Origin of the sequence: Pseudomonas sp. P20, from assembly GCF_016463925.1 — a bacterium.
Classification (GTDB): domain Bacteria; phylum Pseudomonadota; class Gammaproteobacteria; order Pseudomonadales; family Pseudomonadaceae; genus Pseudomonas; species Pseudomonas aeruginosa.
Genome location: NZ_JAEMVM010000013.1, coordinates 42,242 through 59,196 on the forward strand (window position 1 = coordinate 42,242; position 16,955 = coordinate 59,196).

Below are 16,955 nucleotides of genomic sequence, written 5' to 3' on the forward strand. Positions count from 1 at the left end.
TCCTGTTATTGAAGGCACCAGCGCGAGTGCGCCATGCGGGCCGTCTCATAGAGATCAATCAGATGGCGCAGTGACTGAAGCCCACCGGGTGCAAAATTCACGATCACGAAACAGTCGAACTCTTCGGTATGGATCAACCAGCGCGCCCCATCGCGCACGACATGGCTGATCTCCCCCGAGGTGAGCACGGCATGCTCCGGATAACGGCGGACTTTGTAGGCATGGCCCCGCACGCAGTTGCAGCTGATAGTGGCGTTCACCAGGAAGCCAGTAATGACTTCGTCGGGGTAATGCTCCAGCAGCGCTTCGAGTAAAAGGCGTTGAGTCCGCGCAGGCAGACGGGTGCTGATCCGGTCAGGCACAGTGCACCTCCGTCGCCTGGCAAAACTGATCCACTACCGCCTTCAGTTCAGGGCTGTGGCTCATGCGGGCGCTGGGTTTAGATGGCCGTGACCAAGTAGGGGCTCGATTAGAAACGATGTTCACCAACGCATCGACCGAGAGCAAAAGCCCGCTCTCCACCTCTCCACTGGGGCCAGTCACCAGTGCGCCAACCTTCTTCATCGCCCCCTTAAGCCAGACCGACTGGCTGCCCAGTCGATCTGCCGTATCTGCTGCCACCACATAGGTGGAAAGGAATGCGATCAGGTCGGCCAAACCGATGAATGTCCGGTATTTCTTGCCTGATTCAGCACGTGCCCGCAGGTAGCCGGCATCAATCCAACCTTTGATGGTCTGGTGTTTCCACTTCGTAATTTTGGTCAGGTCAGTGATGGTGAACTCAATACCGGTGGAATGCTGAGCCGACACTTCTGCAAGCGTGTCTTCATCAAAGCGAAACGCCGCGAACCCCTGGATGCCACGCACACGGCCTAGCGGTTGAAGATCACCCGCAAATACTCGCTTAAGCAGGTCATTGGCTTGTGCGTTGGAAAAGCTCTTACCACTGATATCCGCAAATGACAGGCTGCGCTTGGGCTCATCGATCTCGCAGCTGCTCTCGGTCAGCCGCTCAAGCAGTGCCACCGCTTCACTTCTTCGGTAATCGCCCCGTGCAAACAGCGGGCGCTGCATCTCCGGTACCGGACTCAACAGGCCAGTCTCCGTCAGACGATCTCGGGTACGCCGACTGATGCCGAGAAGTTTGAGCAAATCCTTACCGTAGAGGAAATCCGCCGCTGCTTGCTGGTGTACCTCAACCTCCGCGCGCTTGACCATGCAGAACTCGCTGGTCGAGCCCTGCAAGATGGTTCCATCCAACAGGCCGGCCTTTACGAATGCCACTACGCGATCCGGAGAGCTTTTCAGTATCCGTGCCGCTTCCGCTGCCGTAAGGGTTGCCTTCAGCCCCAGCCAGTCAGCGCTGATCTGCTTCAGCTTGCGGTTGATGGGCGCATTGGCCCGCTCAAGAATCAGCCGGTGTGCAATCTCGCGGACTGGTGCATACACCTCTCCTGAAAATTCCGTATTCAGCTCGCGATACCAGCTGCCAAGATTGAGCATGAAACGGCTGGACGCCATTTGATTGGCCGCTTCGATCTTGGCTTCGACGAAGCCCCTGAAGCGAGGCAGCAAATTGCTGCCGATTTGATGACTGGCTTGGCACACCGCCAAGGCTTTATCCGTATCGATGGGAGCATTTTTCCGATGCGGCTCCGTCAGTGTCAGATTTGCCAGAAACAGCAGAAATGCATCAACGTCTTGGAGCAGAGCCTCCAGTCCCGGCAGCGAAATGCCACTGGCAGGCCACAGGAGGCTGGCCACCCAGAGGCTCGCAGGATCTGCTGGCGTGACATCCGCAGTGGTCAGGTCGTACCCGCAGGGGCAGGTTGTAATCGAGTGGCGCTTGAGGTCGAGCGGTTCCGAACACTCCGGGCAAACTGCCAACAGTGCGCGTTGATGCTCGGGGCATGCGATGAACAACTGGTGATGCCACGACTGACGGATGTAGGCGGACGCGCGCAAGCACTCGACACAGACCGGAACCGCTGCGGTACGGAGAAATCGTCCTTGCCCGAGCGATCCCACGACTTGTGAGAAACCGGCAAGCTGTTGGATCCCCGCACAATCCAAGCCATGCGTCTCACTGATGGCATTGAGCTCAGTCTCACTGTAACGGGCTTTGAGTCGAACCCCTGCCTCGCGGAGCAGGGCGGCAGAGGAGTCCATGAAGTTCTCCTCGGCCAACCGCAGGAGGTAGCCGTTTACGCTTTCATCAGCGAAGGGAGTCAGGGGGAATGCCAACATGCTGAGCCCTCACACCTTCACGCCGGCTTCGGACATGACCTTGGTGTACACCAAGGCCATGTGCTCGGTCTGTACCGTGATCCGGGGGTCAAACGGATTGAAGTCGATCAAACGCCCGATGACTGCCGCCTCATAGGCTTTGGCAAACTCGGGATACAGCGCCTCTCCACTTGTTGAGCAGACTTCGACCTCACGAAAGAGCTTTACGATCAGGCCAAAACGCCCCGCACACGCGATGTACATGCGCTTGGCAAACTCGGCATCCTTGAGATCGAACGTGCGCCAACCGTTGTTCGTCAGGTATTGCAGCGCTGTCGCCAACGCCGCCCGAAAATGCGTGTAATCAGGGCCCTGACAGTCATACGGATAAAATTGGAATGGCCGTCTGACACGATCAGCCAGTTGCTCATTTTCCAGGAACAGCTGATTAAGCGATGGCAAACCGGCCAGGACGATACTGGCCTTCAGTTTTCCATCGAAAAGCTTAAAAAAATCAGCCGCCGCCCGCACCGTGGTGCTACTGCCGCGCTCCAGCATGTGTTGGCACTCATCAAAGATGATGAGCTTTGTGTTCCGCTTATTGGCTGCTTTGATAAAAGCCTCAGTCGCCGCCACATGATTCTTAAAGCCCCCGGTGCTCATGCCAATGCTGCTCAGGCAAGCATCCGGCAGGGCTCGTGCCGTCAGATGTTTGGGACTCACCACCGAGATCACGCTCTGCGATCCGACAGGGGAGGTGCGCAAGACCTCTTGGATCGCACGCGCCAATACCCTTGTCTTCCCCACACGCGTGGGCCCAACGACCGGCTGAATTTGATAATCCTCATCACGCGCACGTTCTACAGCCGCCAAAATCACAGCAAGAGCTGATGAAAACCGCTCATGCTGAACGAGCTGATCGTAAATACCGCTCATGGCTGGATGACCTCGACAGGGGCCGGCACAAAGTCATCATCCGAGTCGACCGACATGACAGTGCGTGCGACCGGAGCTATCGCATGCTGGTCAAGCTGGGTTTGCACGTCACGGTGATAACCCTCACGAGCTTTTTTCTGACCTGCACGGTTATGGTCGGAAATCTTTGAGCGGCGCCGGGTGCTGTCTGTCGTCCATTTGATCAGCAAGCTTGCGTAGACACGATGGTAGTCATGACCCGTCATGGTCTGCGGGTCACGCTCATACTGCTTACGAATCTCTTTGATGACCTCGAACGAGACATTTGGAACGTCGCGCATCTTGCAATCGAGCTTGATCAATTCACCGCTACGGGGATCAACGGCATAAATCGCCGCGCATTCAGCAGGGTTAAACAGAATCGTCACTTGCTGCTGAAGAAAATCCCGCGTCACTTCCTTGAAGGCATAGCTGTTGTACTGAAAGCCCTCGAATTCGATCCCGTAGTGCTGCACAGTACGAGTCGTCTTATTCTTATGCAAAATCAAACGCTGAACCTGCTCAAGAGATGGCGGCGGTGGTGGCATAAATTTTTTGAGCTCTTCATCCATCGCCTGCTTAATGGTCATGTTCTTTCCATGGCGAAACCCAAGTTTCACAACAGGCTGATGTACGTAGTAGTCAGCTATGAACTTAACAACATCTTTGTACACTTGCTCGACGGTGTAGCAAGCCTCATTTTCTGCTCGTTCATGTCGATTCTTGATTTCTTTCTCAGCGCTTTTCTTAGATCCTGGCATTCTATGAAATACCATCTTATCCAAGGTATTAAAAAGCGACTCTACGTGTGGCTTATCGTCCCCACGATAGGCGCGGGCATAATGGATATCAATCCCAAGATCTCGGACGAGCTCTAATGACACACCCGCCGCATTCTCAGACGCATTATCCAATAAAACTTTAATCAAGCCGCAGGGCGCAGGCCAATCTGAAATTAATTCAAAGCGTCTTTGAATTTTTCGTCTTTCGGGGAAAAGAAAAATTCAAACAGCTTGAGCAATGAGTATTCACTGGGTGTCCCGGCTGTCACATAAATGCCCACGGGATAGCCTGTACGGCTACACACCATTGAGTACAAGGTGATTTTTGAAAATCGCCGACCGAACTCATCGACAACATACATATCAATCGTCTTGGCGTCGATTTGCACCAATTCAAAGGCATGCTCAACGTAAAACTCATTTACCGCTTGCCGTGACAACAGGCGATAAGTCCTAGGATCAATTCGCCCATCCAAGACGATATCCCGAGGCATTTCTTGAAGCATTCGAGAGACCAGCTTCACGCTGATCGTCTGGTTACCCTCAACCAGACAATCTGAGCCTTTCAAGCGATCATTCACAATCCGTGCTGTCGCTGCTAGGTTCAGCTTGTCATCCTTGGCATAGGTCTCCAGAATGACTGCGTGGACGAGCTCTTTAGCTGCCGCTTTTACCCTCCAACCTTTACCGCCACGCGCGCGGTAGTTAGGAATCAGGGCTTCAAAAGCTCCTTTTGCATATTTTTTCTGGTACTGCCTGATGGTTTTTGGACACGGCACCTTTTTTTCGTGCTCAAGTCCAACTTTAACCAGTAGCTCATTTTTTTCGCTTTGCGCTGCTCGCCGATATTCTTCGCTATCAACTAACTTGATGATGTCTCTGCGGAAAATAGCTTCCGCATATTCTGAAGGCTCCCAAGTCTTACCTTGGCGCTCAGTCGCATACCCTGGGATCTTGATGACTCCAGTTGCCAGTTCATTATAGAACTGCTGAAAGTCCATAACCCGCTCAATGCCACCCTTGCCGCGCAGGACAATATCTTTCAAATCCACTTGCAGCGACTTGATAATGAAGGGTTGCCCGGAAATATTCACAACCCCGTTTTCCCGGATTGGATTATTCACTGATATAAACCTCCAGAATTTGCAAGTTTCCATTCCCTGGATAGACATCAAAATCCATTGATAGAATCAGCGCCTTATTTAGATCCATCCTCAAAACACCAGACAACAGACCTGCCAGCAAAAAGTAATTTTCCGGCGCCAATCCACAGAGCACGTCTCTGACGTGCCCCGTCTTATTTTTAATCTGGCTGACTTGCTGTGCCCAAGCTGGCAGTTGCTGAGCGCATTGCCGGGCGAATTTATGCAATAAATCTACATTGATCAAGAACGTTTCGGTGAAGTCCTCTTTGCAAAGAACTCTGAATTTCATACCGTTGCGCAGACAAAAATCGCTCACTTGCTCAAATAGCCCTTTATGCTGTGAGCAGTAGCGCTTCGGCTTCACCTCGAAAATATGCTCAATGCCATCAATCACATCCGAAAGATCGGGTGTGTAGTACCGACTGTCTCTGTGCTTGGCGGTAGGTAGGGCGGTCAGCACCTCGCCCCGAACCAGGTCAAAGGTCATTGCCTGCGCCCGCAATTGACTGCCTCTCGGATCCAGATCCAGGGCTTTCGCCAGCGCCAGCTCGTCGCGCGATTCCAGACGGATTTCCAAGCCGCTTTTCAACGACTTCATGACATACGCCTTACGCCCTCGGTTGTTGCGGCGCGCTACATCGCGCGTCACGCCGTGGCTCAGGTCATCTCGTTTCATTTAGTACACTTTTCTATACTGGGTGTTTTATGTATAGCCATCCTCTGGATTAAGGTCAAGCTTTTTTTGGAGAAACGTATCAAATAAGATGTAGCGACCGGAGTCCGCACGAGGAGAACAAGGCATGCCACGCAAGCCGCAAACACACTGGTTTGGCCTGTATCAGGCTCTTCGCCCGAAGATCGACGGGCACCAGGGCGACGAGAGCGTCTACCGACTCATTCGTCGTGAAGCCGAAGCTTCGAACTACGACGAGAAAGTCATCAAGCGCATGCTCAATGCCGGGGCGTTTCTTGAGCGTATGACTGACAGCCCACTTACGGTGGAGCAGGTTAAATGCGGTTACGCTCATGCTGAGTTCCTGGAGCGTCTTTACAAGCTAAACGCACAGGAAGCTCACGCTCGCTTCAACGCGATCCTGGACAACCAGGTAACCCTGAAAGAGCTCCGCCAGGCCATTGATTCCCTGGCCGCAGAATCCGGGCATGCGCAAATCACGGCTCGCTCCCGCGCTCGCCAGCGTGTGGTCGAACATCAGCGGCTTTGCATTCAACTTGCACAACAGTCCGGGGCTGGCTTCTTCGGGAGCCCTGAAGGCGAGCTCGTGCTGGTGAAGAACTTCCGAGCGCTGCGTAATTTTATTTTGATCGACGACCCTCAACAGCCCATAGCCGTCATTCCACGCTTGGGCGACAGCTCGTTGAAAGAAGGGCCCGCAGCAGAGGAGCTGCTCAAGCTGGTTACATCTGTGAAACGCTATTTCCATCGACTTTGGCTGGTGCTTTCTTCTGACTCACTGCTTGCTCAGGAACTGGTCGCACGTGCCGAACAGATCGGTGCACTGAACAGCTGGCTGTACTTAGCAATTCCAAATCCAGATTCGTCGGGCCTGATCCCGTATCTGAACCGCCGCCGCATACTCGAAAAAGACGTCGATGGAGAAGATGACTGTGCCTGGGAGGGGGTTTCGCTGCGCGATGGTCGCAAGCTGTCCGGCAGCCTAAATCCGATAGAGAAAATTTGACCAGTCGCGCGCGAGTGATTTCCAAGGCGCCCTCGTAACGTGGGCACCGTAGCCGATTCGCTACTTCCCTTGGAGACATAACATGACTCGTCAAATGACCAAATCCAACGCTGGCCAGTCCTCCAGCAACAGCGTGAAAGAAAGCTCTCGCCCAGCGGGCTCCAATACCTTCCCAGGTGGTAACTGGCCGAGCAAAGTGCCGGGCCGCCCATCCGGTGGCAATCGTGGTCAAGGGCCGAAGCGCTAAGCCCTCATGCTCGGGACACTGCCCGCAGGGAAGCGGGTATTGGATTGGAATGAATTAGAGTTACTCAGTCATGGCGAAACAAGAGATTGCTCCACTCCCGCCGTATCCCCGCTTGGGCGAGTGCTATCGCCTCCTCGCCAAAGCACTCGATACGAAAGCCAGCAACCGCCAGGTCGATCAACTCGCCAGGCAAGGCGATTTTGACTGGCAGTTGCTGGCCAGCCTGCGAGATGAACTGCTCGAAGCGCCGTTGAGCAGCAGAAGTAATGCTCAATTCGCTCGATTTGTTGCCTCGGCGGTCGAGACCCTGCAAGAAAGCTATGTGCAACTGATCAAGACCATAGCACTGGACGCCTTAACCCGAGAGCAGGCGCTGCCTGTCTTGGCGGAGCATTTCTTAGCGCCGTATCTCGGCTCCTTTCTCCTGCAAATGCACAAGGCCATCCCCAGCCCGCCTCTGGCGCAGCTTTTGGATGAGCAGCATCACCCTGTAGGCGTCACCCTGGCCTGGCTAGAACATGAGCTGGAAATAGCGCCCAACCATCTGGGCCAGCAGCTTTATCATGATGCTTCTGGCGAGAATAAAAACGGGCGTGAAGCGATCCGTCGTTGGCGACAGGGCGAGCAGCTGCCGGATCTTCAGAGCACCGCCTTGCTTCATCAGACATTGCAGGCGCAGTTCCCAGCTTGCCCTTTGCTGCTGCGGGCCTTTACCGAGTGGCTAATCGTCGCCCGAGCGTTAACCGTGTTAGATAGCGCCGCCTCGGGTTTTGTCCGCTTGCGTCACTGTGTGCTCCAACAGGTGTTGAGCGACATCCCCATCATCGACATCGGTGTCATGCTTTCCATGCTGAATATCCAGGCCGCAGCACATAAGCGTGAACTGGTCGAAAGGGGCCTGTTGCTGTTTGAGCAGTTGAAGCGCACCACGGAAAAATCTCTGGGCGACCAGGCCCGCACACGCTACGCCCTGGATCAATTCAGAGTTCTTCTGGGCCACCATGACCCGGAAGGCATCAGCACCTACTACCTGGAATGGCTGGAAGGTCGCTGGCATGTGCTGGCGGGACAATTGGACACGGCGCTCCTGCATTTCGAAGCAGCTGCCGACCTCGATCTCTACCGCTCAGGCCAAACCCAGAAAGACATTCTGCGGGAAGCTCTGCTATTGGCCGCCTACCTGGGCAAGCGCCCGCTGTACAAGCGCCTGAAGCACCGCGCCCTAGCTATGGGTCTCAGTTATCTGCCGAGCTGGGAAGAGTCCGTGGCGTCTGATCATGAGCTGAAGCTGATTCGCGACAATTTCACGGTCAAGTTCCCGGAGCGAGGCCGCTTTGTGGATCCGGTGCCGGCCTTTAGTGCGCTGCATTAGCAGCGCCACTGCGCGTAATAGGACGTTATGGTCAATCAGCCCCCTCGCTGGCTGGAGTGCTGGATGCCAGAAGGGGCATAAGCGGCTGCCGGCTGGGGTGTTCTGGTAGCCCAACATCCGTAGGAGAAGCTCTCTCACAGACCATCCAGCGCTTCAGAAGCAACCTGCCGCGTACGATGATGGCTGCTTCTTTTACACGGCCTTCGTAGCTTACCTATCCCAGCAAAATACGGTGCTTTCTCAGTACACAGAGAGAGAAAATTACACCAATGCTTATTTTACGCATTAATTGCTTATTTGACGCACCGAAAGCTTTCACCTAATCTGAGCCCATGGTCACCACTCCATGGAGCAGAACACCATGCACACCACCCACCACTGCAAGGCACGCCAATCCCAGTGCGGGATCTCACTCGACATGGTCGATTACGTCCTGGCCCATGGTTCGCAGGAGAAAGACAAAGTCGTGTTCGGTAAGAAGGAAGCGAAGCAGCGCTTAGCGGCTCTGGATCGCGAACGCCGCCTGCTGATGAAAATCAACGACAAAGGTGGCGTGGTGGTGGTCGCCGATGGTGAAGCGCTGATCACAACTTACAACTGCTCGCAGCGCCACTGAACGCATTACGCTCCCCAGAAAGCACGGAAAAAACCATGAACGACAAAGTCCTCTGGCAACTGCTCGACACTATTCGAGGCACTGGCACAGCCCCCTACAATGCTCTGTCCCTCGTCCTACAGTTGCTGTGCTGGTGGAAGCTCTCCAAGGAGCCGGTACTACCAGAACACCTTCGTTTCGAGGTGTTCTGCGAGCAGAACAGCTCCGCGCAGCTGGAGGCTCTACGGAGCGTACAGCAACACACTCGCCACCCATTCTTAGATGAAGGTGCATGGAAAGGGCTTCACGGGGCGAGCGACCTTTCTGTTTTAACCCAGAAAATCCGATTGCTAGGGACTCAAGGCCTGCTCGATACACTGCTGCTGGATGACGCAGCGCATTGGAGTAACGATCCGCGCGGTGAGACCGCCAGCTACTCGCCCAGCCTTTGCGAGTTGATGGTGTCTCTGGCCCATGTCGACCAAGCCCAAAGTATCTACATACCGTGGGAAACCTCTGGTCAATTGGCTGCCCGTATTGCTCGAACCGGAGCAAGCCTCTGGGTTGAGTCGCAAGTGCAAAGCACCTGCGCTCAGGTGCTCAACCTGGTAGGCGGGGTGAACTGGGAATTGCATGCAACCGACCCTTTGAGAGCCCCAAGTGCTATCAACCAAGGAAAGCTGGTTCAGTTCGATGCGAGCATTTGCTTCCCACCGATGGGAGTGAAATACCCAAATGAAATCTGCAATGGCGATCTTTGGGAGCGTTTCACCGAAAAAACCCAGGTCGGCAATGTGCTGCAAATCCGTCACCTGCTCGCACAGACACAAGGGCTAGCTGTTCTGACAGTTCAAAGCTCCGTGCTATTCGGCAAGGGGATCGAGCGGCAGCTGCGCGAAGATCTAGTCAGTCGGGGCCAAATCCGCACGATTATCGCCTTGCCCGGCGGGCTGTTCAGCCACACGCAAATTCCAATCAATATCCTTGTTCTAGAGAGCAAGCGTCGAAATGAATCGATCCGCTTTGTGAATGGCAACCATGAGGCATTCATAGAGGCCTCCGGCAGAAGGCGCGTGGATCTGAAGGACATAGATGCACTGCTGCAACTGGTAGCGAGCGACGATGCCTCCCCATTTGCCAGGAATGTGACGGCTGAAGAGATAGCCCATAGCGACTTCAGCCTTGAGGCCAGTCGCTATGTCCAGGATGAGTCTGCACAGAAGCTGAGCAACACCCTCAAGCGCTATCCACTGCGCAAGTTGGGGGACTTCTTTGAAATCCTTCGTCCCAGGCAACACAGCACTACCTCAGAGGGTGCAGAGGTCAACGAGGTACTGGCCCAAGACATTCCATCGTTCGGCTATATCCGCAGTGCCAGCAAAGAAGCATTGTTCGACCTGCAATCGCCCAAGGCAGACAGCTACTTCATCAAGCCTGACGACATTCTGATGACTTTCAAAGGTGTCGTAGGCAAGGCAGGCATAGCTGGCGACGTCCCGCCGCCTGGCCAGAACAGCTGGGTAGCAGGGCAATCGTTAGTGCTCTTGCGCAGCCGATTCCCCGATCAATACCCTCCCAAAGCGCTGCTGATACTTCTGCGATCCGCAATTGGGCAGGGCTTGCTTAATCAAGCAGCAGTGGGGGCAACCATCCCCTCCATTCAGCTTTCGACCCTTAAGAACATTGAAATTCCAGTGCCTCCTTTGCCGACCATGCACGCCATGGTGCAAGCATTCGATGAAGAGGCACGAATCCAGACAGAAATTGAAATCCTGTGCCGCCAGCAAACCGAGCTAACCAGCGAGTTCTGGTCACTCCAATAGCCCGCCAAACAATGAACGGATGAGCCACCTGCTAAAGGTCTGAAGACATCCGTAAAAAATCGAACACTTTTAGGAACTGATCATGCAAAACGTTCAACATCAAAACCTAGTCGGCTTCATCTGGAATATCGCCAACAAGCTACGTGGGCCCTATCGTCCGCCACAGTACCGTCGCGTGATGCTGCCGCTAATTGTGCTGCGTCGCTTTGATCTGGTGCTGGCTGAGAACAAGCAGAAGGTGCTGGACGAAAAGAAACGCCTGGAAGACAAAGGCATCACCGGCCCTGCGCTGGAGAAGGCGCTCTCACGTATCGCCGCTACCGACCGCAAGCAAGAGCTGTTTAACACCAGTGGCTTCACGTTTGAGAAACTGCTGGGCGATGCACCCAACATTGCCGGCAACTTGCTCGCCTATATCCAGGGCTTCTCGCCGCGCGCCCGCGACATCTTCGACAAGTTTGAGTTTGAGGCCGAGATCGCCAAGCTGGACGAGGCGAACCGGCTCTACCTCATCATCAAGGAGTTCTGCTCTGCAGACATCAACCTCTCGCCCAAGGCCATCAGTAATTTACAGATGGGCTATCTGTTTGAAGAGCTGGTGCGTAAGTTCAACGAACAAGCCAACGAAGAAGCGGGGGATCACTTCACTCCACGGGAAGTCATTCGCCTCATGGTGCAGTTGCTGTTCACCGGCGAAGACGGCATCTACGAAAAAGGCATCTATCGCAGCGTGTATGACCCCACAGCGGGCACCGGCGGCATGCTGTCCGAATCAGAGAAGTTCATCTGCGGTGACGGCGTCACAAACGGGCTGAACCCGGATGCAAACATCGAGTTGTTTGGCCAGGAATACAACCCCGAGTCCTACGCCATCTGTTGTTCAGACTTGCTGATCAAGGACGAGCCGATCAATAACCTGATCTACGGCGACACCCTAGGCATCAAGGATGCCAAGAACAAGACCAATGGTTTTGTGCCGCACGATGGGCATCCGGGCAAAAAATTCCACTACATGCTGGCCAATCCACCTTTTGGGGTGGAGTGGAAACCTGAAGAAGATTATGTCCGCGAGGAATACAACACGCACGGCTTCTATGGACGGTTCGGCGCAGGCCTGCCACGCATCAACGACGGCTCGCTGCTCTTTTTGCAGCACATGATCTCCAAGATGCACCAGCCGCCTAAGCTGATCGATGGCAACAACGTCGGTGGCGACGGCTCCAAGATCGCCATCGTGTTCAATGGCTCCCCCCTGTTCACTGGTGACGCCGGATCGGGCGAGTCCAATATCCGCCGCTGGATCATCGAGCGCGACATGCTGGACGCCATCGTCGCCCTACCTGACCAGATGTTCTACAACACAGGCATTTACACCTATGTCTGGATCGTCACCAACAAGAAGCCCGCTCATCGTCAAGGTAAGGTGCAGTTGATCGACGGAACCCACCATTTCAAGAAGATGGACAAGAGCCTGGGCAATAAGCGCAACGAGCTCTCGGACGACCACATCAGGGAGCTGGTGCGCCTGTACGCCGAGCACGACCACGATGCGGAAAGCGAAGTTTGGGTGGACGGCAAGCCCGAGTTCCGGGTTTGCAGCAAGATATTCGAGAACCGCGAGTTTGGCTTCCTCAAGATCACTGTTGAGCGCCCGCTGCGTTTGAACTTCCAGGCCAGTGCTGAACGCATAGCCAAGCTGGACGAGCAGAGTGCCTTCATTAATCTGGCCAGCAGCAAGAAGCGTAAGGATGAGGCTGCCTACCGCGCGGAAATCGCAGCAGGCCAAGAAACACAGGCGACCATCAAAGCCGCACTCGAAGGCATGGACAGTGAAGCGCTGTACCGCAATCGTACCGCCTTCTACGCAGTGATCGAAGCCGCCCTGAAAAAGGCAGCCATAAAGGTCGGTGCGCCGGTCAAGAAAGCCATCCTGGCAGCACTGTCTGAGCGTGACCCCGAGGCCGACATATGTCTGGACACCAAAGGCAACCCGGAACCGGATGCCGACCTGCGCGATACCGAGGTCGTGGCCCTACCGGACGATATTGAATTGCCGCTGCCGCTGGGCTACGACAATGAAACCGGCCACGACAAACTGTTGGCACTGGTGAAAGACCACTGCGAGAACTACCTCAAGGCTGAAGTCCTGCCGCATGTGCCCGATGCCTGGATCGACCACAGCAAGACCAAAGTGGGCTACGAGATCCCCCTCACTCGACACTTCTACGTTTATCAGCCACCACGGCCATTGAGCGAAATCGGAAGTGAAATTAGTCGGCTCGAAAAAGAAATTGTGACCATGCTGAGCGAGGTGCTGTGATGATGACCTACACACCGTACAAAAAGTACAAGTCAACCGATTGCGCATGGCTAAAAGAAATACCTGAGCATTGGTCAATCAAGCGGATTAAGAATGTAGCAACGTATAACGACGATACATTGGATGAGAAGGCGGATCCTGATTTCGAAATTGATTACGTAGACATTTCGAGTGTCACCCTAGCGGGCGGGATTGAAAAATCAGAAGCAATGCTATTTGAAAAGTCCCCATCGCGAGCACGAAGAAAAGTAAAGCACGGCGACATCATCGTTTCCACAGTGAGAACTTATCTCAAAGCAATTGCACCGATTTCGAACCCACCAGAAAACATGATTGTTTCAACCGGATTTGCAGTTATTCGACCCAAAGAGAATCTTCACTCTGGATTCGCTGGATATTTATTACAATCAAATGGTTTTGTAGGAGAAGTAGTCGCCAACTCTGTTGGCGTTAGTTATCCAGCGATTAACGCTAGCGATCTTGTCCGGATTGAAGCAGTTGAACCTCCAATGGAGGAGCAAGCCATAATTGCTCGTTTCCTTGATTTTAAAATAGCGCAAATAGATACCTTAATTCGTTCAATGGGCGGCTCTGCTGAAATCGAAAAGAACGCCAAGAAAAAGAGCATGGTTTCGCTACTTCAGGAATATCGCTCCGCCATGATCACCAATGCAGTCACTGGACAAATTGACGTCCGGGCAGTGCCGATCCCGCATAAAGGGTGAAAAAGATGCACAAAGAAATCGACTTTGAAAACGACATCGAACACGCACTGATCAGCAGCGGCGGCTACGAAAAAGGTGATCCCAAAACCTACGACCCGGATACCGCGCTGTTTCCTGGGGATGTCGTTGCCTTTGTGCAGAAGACGCAGCCTAAGATCTGGGCTCGTCTGACCCAACTCGACGCAGCCAAGCCCTCATCAATGTTGTTGGATAGCTTAGTGAAGGAGCTTGCCGCCAAAGGGGCGCTGGCGATCTTGCGTGAGGGCTTCAAGTGCGTGGGCAAGACGGTGCGGCTTGCCTACTTTGCGCCCAACACTGGGCTCGACCCGGCAAGTACCGAGCGTTACGACGATAACCGCTTGACCATCGTGCGGCAGGTCAACACCAAGAGCGGGGCGATCCCCGATGTGGTGTTGGCGGTGAATGGCTTGCCTGTGGCCACGCTGGAGTTGAAGAACCCGATGTCGGCCACTCGCTGGAACGTGGAAAACGCAAAGCACCAGTACCGCTTTGAGCGCGACCCCAAAGAGCTGTTGTTCGCCTTCAAACAGCGTTGCCTGGTGCACTTTGCCGTGGACACCGAATTGGTCTTCATGACGACCAAGCTGGAGGGCAAGGACACATTCTTCCTGCCTTTCAATCTTGGGCATGACCACGGTGCCGGCAACCCGCCCGTTGAAGGCGATGTACGTACCGCCTACCTGTGGCGCAAGGTGCTTACGCGCGACAGCTTGATGGACGTCCTTGCTCGGTTCATTCACCTGGACGTCGAGGAAAAGACCGTTGTCACCGAAAAAGGCATCAAGCGCCATAGCAAGGAGTCGATGATTTTCCCCCGCTACCATCAGCTGGATGCGGTTCGGGCACTGACCAACCACGCGCAAGTGCATGGTTCAGGGCACAACTACTTGATCCAGCATTCCGCTGGGTCAGGCAAATCTAACTCCATCGCCTGGCTAGCACATCGCCTCTCCAGCCTGCATGACGCCAACAACGAGAAAATCTTTCACTCAGTTGTAGTGATCACCGACCGTCGGGTGCTGGATCAACAGCTGCAAGACACGATCTTCCAGTTTGAGCACAAGCTGGGTGTTGTACAGAAGATCGACGAAAACACTCAGCAGTTGGCCAAAGCGCTGGCCGATGGTGTGCCGATCATCATTTCCACCATCCAGAAGTTTCCCTTCATCACCCAAGCCATTCGCACGATGGAGACCAACGGAAAAGGAGTGGCCATCTCGACGGTGGGCAAGCGTTTCGCGGTGATCGTGGACGAGGCGCACAGCTCGCAGAGCGGCGAAACGGCGATGGAGCTGCGCAAGATCCTGAACAAGGATGGCATTGAATCCGCCATTGCCGAGCAGTTGCTGGATATGGACAACGATGCCTTGAGCGAAGAGGCGAAGAAAGAACTGCTGCGTGAACAGCTCAAGCGCGCCAAACAACCCAACCTGAGTTTCTTTGCCTTCACGGCGACGCCCAAGTTCAAGACCCTTGCCGTTTTCAACGAGCCCGGCCCCAACGGCAAAGCGCCGTTCCACCACTACAGCATGCGGCAAGCCATCGAGGAAGGCTTCATTCACGACGTGTTGGCCCACTACACCTGTTACAAGCGCTACTACAAGTTGATCCAGAAGGTGGAGGCTGATCCGGAGGTACCGCGCCGCAAAGCCGCCCGCGCACTGGCGCGTTTCGTCGAGTTTCACGACTACGAGATAGCGCAGAAGGTAGAAGTGATCGTGGAGCACTTCCGCACCCATACCCGCCACAAGATTGGCGGCAGGGCCAAAGCGATGGTGGTGACTGGCTCGCGTGAACACGCCGTGCGCTACAAGCTGGGGTTCGACAAGTACATCAAGGACAAGGGATACACCGACGTGAAATCGCTTGTGGCTTTCTCCGGCGAAATCACGCTCAAAGAGTTCGCCGACAAGAAATTCACCGAAGTGAGCATGAACAGCGGCATCAAGGAATCTGAGCTGCCTGAGAAGTTCAACACCGAGGAATACCAAGTCTTGCTGGTGGCCGAGAAGTACCAGACGGGCTTTGACCAGCCACTGTTGCACAGCATGTACGTCGACAAGCGTTTATCCGGCATCCAGGCGGTACAGACACTGTCGCGCCTGAATCGCACGACACGGGGTAAGACCGACACTTTCGTGCTCGATTTTGTCAACGAGCCTGCGGACATCTACACCGCCTTCAAGCCCTATTACGAGAAAACGGACAAGGGCGACGACACCGATCCGCAACAACTCAACACGCTGGCACATAGTCTGGCTAGCTGGAAAATTTACACAGGGGCAGAGGTCAGCGCTTGGTGCGAGATTTGGTTCCGCAACCGCCTGAACCCTACCGGTGGCGAGCACAAGAAATTGAATGGCCTGCTCGATCTGGCGATTGAGCGATTCAAGAAACTCGGGGAAGAAGACCAGAACCTGTTCAAGGGGCAGCTGGTCAGCTTCCGCAATCTGTACAGCTTTGTTTCTCAGATCGTCCCTTACCAAGACTCCGATCACGAGAAGCTGTACACCTATGCCCGTTTCCTACTGACCAAGCTGCCGCGCACGACGGACAATCGGACGGTGCAGGTCGACGATGAAGTCGAGCTCAAATACTACCGCCTGCAAAAAATCAGCGAGGGTGCAATTGATCTGAAAGCAGGCGAGGCGGACGCTCTTGAAGGCCCGAGTGATGTGGGTTCAGGCCAAGCGGACGAGGATGTGCAGCTCTCAACTTTGGTAGGCAAGCTCAATGAGCGCTTCGGCACAGAGTTCACCCCAGCAGACCAACTCTTCTTCGATCAAGTCCGTGAAACCGCCGTAGCCAATGAGCAGTTACGACAGGCCGTTATGGCAAATAGCATCGAGAACTTTGAGCCAGTGTTCAACAAGCAGCTTGAGAACCTGTTCATTGAACGCATGGATGGCAACGAGGAAATCTTTGTACGTCTAATGAACGATGAGGCATTTAGGAATGTTGCTGCGAGCCATCTGATGAGGGCGGTGTATCAACAGATACGAAGGCCTGACCAAAATGTTTAAGGTTCGTGCATGCAGCACCATA

The 16,955-nt window shown here is 54.3% G+C and carries 13 protein-coding genes; 7 read left to right on the plus strand and 6 right to left on the minus strand.

The annotated features are described in order from the left end of the window. Nucleotides 1-5: 5 nt before the first annotated feature. From JHD77_RS17960 to JHD77_RS17980, 6 genes are all read right to left on the minus strand, one after another. Nucleotides 6-362 carry a hypothetical protein gene (locus JHD77_RS17960; RefSeq protein WP_031756800.1) on the minus strand — a complete coding sequence of 119 codons (357 nt, stop codon included), beginning with the start codon at nt 360-362 and terminating at the stop codon, nt 6-8. Then, nucleotides 355-2,247: a TniQ family protein gene (locus tag JHD77_RS17965; RefSeq protein WP_049950162.1), complete on the minus strand. Its 1,893-nt coding sequence runs from the start codon at nt 2,245-2,247 to the stop codon at nt 355-357. The genes JHD77_RS17960 and JHD77_RS17965 overlap by 8 nt, the downstream gene beginning before the upstream one ends. Before the next feature lie 9 nt (nt 2,248-2,256). Further along, nucleotides 2,257-3,162, minus strand: a complete 906-nt coding sequence (locus tag JHD77_RS17970) for an ATP-binding protein (RefSeq protein ID WP_031756797.1) — start codon at nt 3,160-3,162, stop codon at nt 2,257-2,259. After that, a complete protein-coding gene (locus JHD77_RS32400) occupies nt 3,159-3,770 on the minus strand; it encodes a Mu transposase C-terminal domain-containing protein (protein WP_223697245.1) in 612 nt (203 codons plus the stop codon). Before JHD77_RS32400 ends, JHD77_RS17970 begins: the two co-directional genes overlap by 4 nt. A gap of 365 nt (nt 3,771-4,135) precedes the next feature. Next, nucleotides 4,136-5,086: a hypothetical protein gene (locus JHD77_RS32405; RefSeq protein WP_126624947.1), complete on the minus strand. Its 951-nt coding sequence runs from the start codon at nt 5,084-5,086 to the stop codon at nt 4,136-4,138. Beyond that, complete coding sequence (locus JHD77_RS17980) at nt 5,079-5,783, minus strand: hypothetical protein (protein WP_223697247.1); 705 nt, start codon at nt 5,781-5,783, stop codon at nt 5,079-5,081. Before JHD77_RS17980 ends, JHD77_RS32405 begins: the two co-directional genes overlap by 8 nt. 124 nt (nt 5,784-5,907) lie before the next feature. Between JHD77_RS17980 and JHD77_RS17985 the strand changes: the two genes are divergently transcribed. The 7 genes from JHD77_RS17985 (at nt 5,908) to JHD77_RS18015 (ending at nt 16,933) form a co-directional block, all read left to right on the plus strand. Beyond that, a complete protein-coding gene (locus JHD77_RS17985; protein ID WP_031756793.1) occupies nt 5,908-6,807 on the plus strand; it encodes a hypothetical protein in 900 nt (299 codons plus the stop codon). Nucleotides 6,808-7,124: 317 nt separating this feature from the next. Then, on the plus strand, nt 7,125-8,426 hold the full coding sequence (locus JHD77_RS17990; RefSeq protein ID WP_031756791.1) for a hypothetical protein: 1,302 nt from the start codon (nt 7,125-7,127) through the stop codon (nt 8,424-8,426). Nucleotides 8,427-8,787: 361 nt separating this feature from the next. Further along, nucleotides 8,788-9,042 carry a hypothetical protein gene (locus JHD77_RS17995; RefSeq protein WP_031756789.1) on the plus strand — a complete coding sequence of 85 codons (255 nt, stop codon included), beginning with the start codon at nt 8,788-8,790 and terminating at the stop codon, nt 9,040-9,042. Between the two features lie 35 nt (nt 9,043-9,077). Continuing rightward, nucleotides 9,078-10,844 carry a type I restriction-modification system subunit M/S gene (locus JHD77_RS18000; protein WP_031756786.1) on the plus strand — a complete coding sequence of 589 codons (1,767 nt, stop codon included), beginning with the start codon at nt 9,078-9,080 and terminating at the stop codon, nt 10,842-10,844. Nucleotides 10,845-10,926: 82 nt separating this feature from the next. Then, a complete protein-coding gene (locus JHD77_RS18005; protein ID WP_172042057.1) occupies nt 10,927-13,164 on the plus strand; it encodes a type I restriction-modification system subunit M in 2,238 nt (745 codons plus the stop codon). Beyond that, the gene (locus JHD77_RS18010; RefSeq protein ID WP_071557652.1) at nt 13,164-13,889 is read left to right on the plus strand and encodes a restriction endonuclease subunit S; all 726 of its coding nucleotides are present in this window, start codon (nt 13,164-13,166) and stop codon (nt 13,887-13,889) included. The genes JHD77_RS18005 and JHD77_RS18010 overlap by 1 nt, the downstream gene beginning before the upstream one ends. Before the next feature lie 5 nt (nt 13,890-13,894). Then, nucleotides 13,895-16,933, plus strand: a complete 3,039-nt coding sequence (locus JHD77_RS18015) for a type I restriction endonuclease subunit R (protein WP_031756783.1) — start codon at nt 13,895-13,897, stop codon at nt 16,931-16,933. Nucleotides 16,934-16,955: the final 22 nt, after the last annotated feature.

Bases quoted from the DNA above. Each gene is read 5' to 3' on its own strand.
- JHD77_RS17965 (WP_049950162.1), bottom strand. From the start codon at position 2,247: ATGTTGGCATTCCCCCTGACTCCCTTCGCTGATGAAAGCGTAAACGGC.
- JHD77_RS17970 (WP_031756797.1), bottom strand. From the start codon at position 3,162: ATGAGCGGTATTTACGATCAGCTCGTTCAGCATGAGCGGTTTTCATCA.
- JHD77_RS32400 (WP_223697245.1), bottom strand. From the start codon at position 3,770: ATGACCATTAAGCAGGCGATGGATGAAGAGCTCAAAAAATTTATGCCA.
- JHD77_RS17980 (WP_223697247.1), bottom strand. From the start codon at position 5,783: ATGAAACGAGATGACCTGAGCCACGGCGTGACGCGCGATGTAGCGCGC.
- JHD77_RS17985 (WP_031756793.1), top strand. From the start codon at position 5,908: ATGCCACGCAAGCCGCAAACACACTGGTTTGGCCTGTATCAGGCTCTT.
- JHD77_RS17990 (WP_031756791.1), top strand. From the start codon at position 7,125: ATGGCGAAACAAGAGATTGCTCCACTCCCGCCGTATCCCCGCTTGGGC.
- JHD77_RS17995 (WP_031756789.1), top strand. From the start codon at position 8,788: ATGCACACCACCCACCACTGCAAGGCACGCCAATCCCAGTGCGGGATC.
- JHD77_RS18000 (WP_031756786.1), top strand. From the start codon at position 9,078: ATGAACGACAAAGTCCTCTGGCAACTGCTCGACACTATTCGAGGCACT.
- JHD77_RS18005 (WP_172042057.1), top strand. From the start codon at position 10,927: ATGCAAAACGTTCAACATCAAAACCTAGTCGGCTTCATCTGGAATATC.
- JHD77_RS18010 (WP_071557652.1), top strand. From the start codon at position 13,164: ATGATGACCTACACACCGTACAAAAAGTACAAGTCAACCGATTGCGCA.
- JHD77_RS18015 (WP_031756783.1), top strand. From the start codon at position 13,895: ATGCACAAAGAAATCGACTTTGAAAACGACATCGAACACGCACTGATC.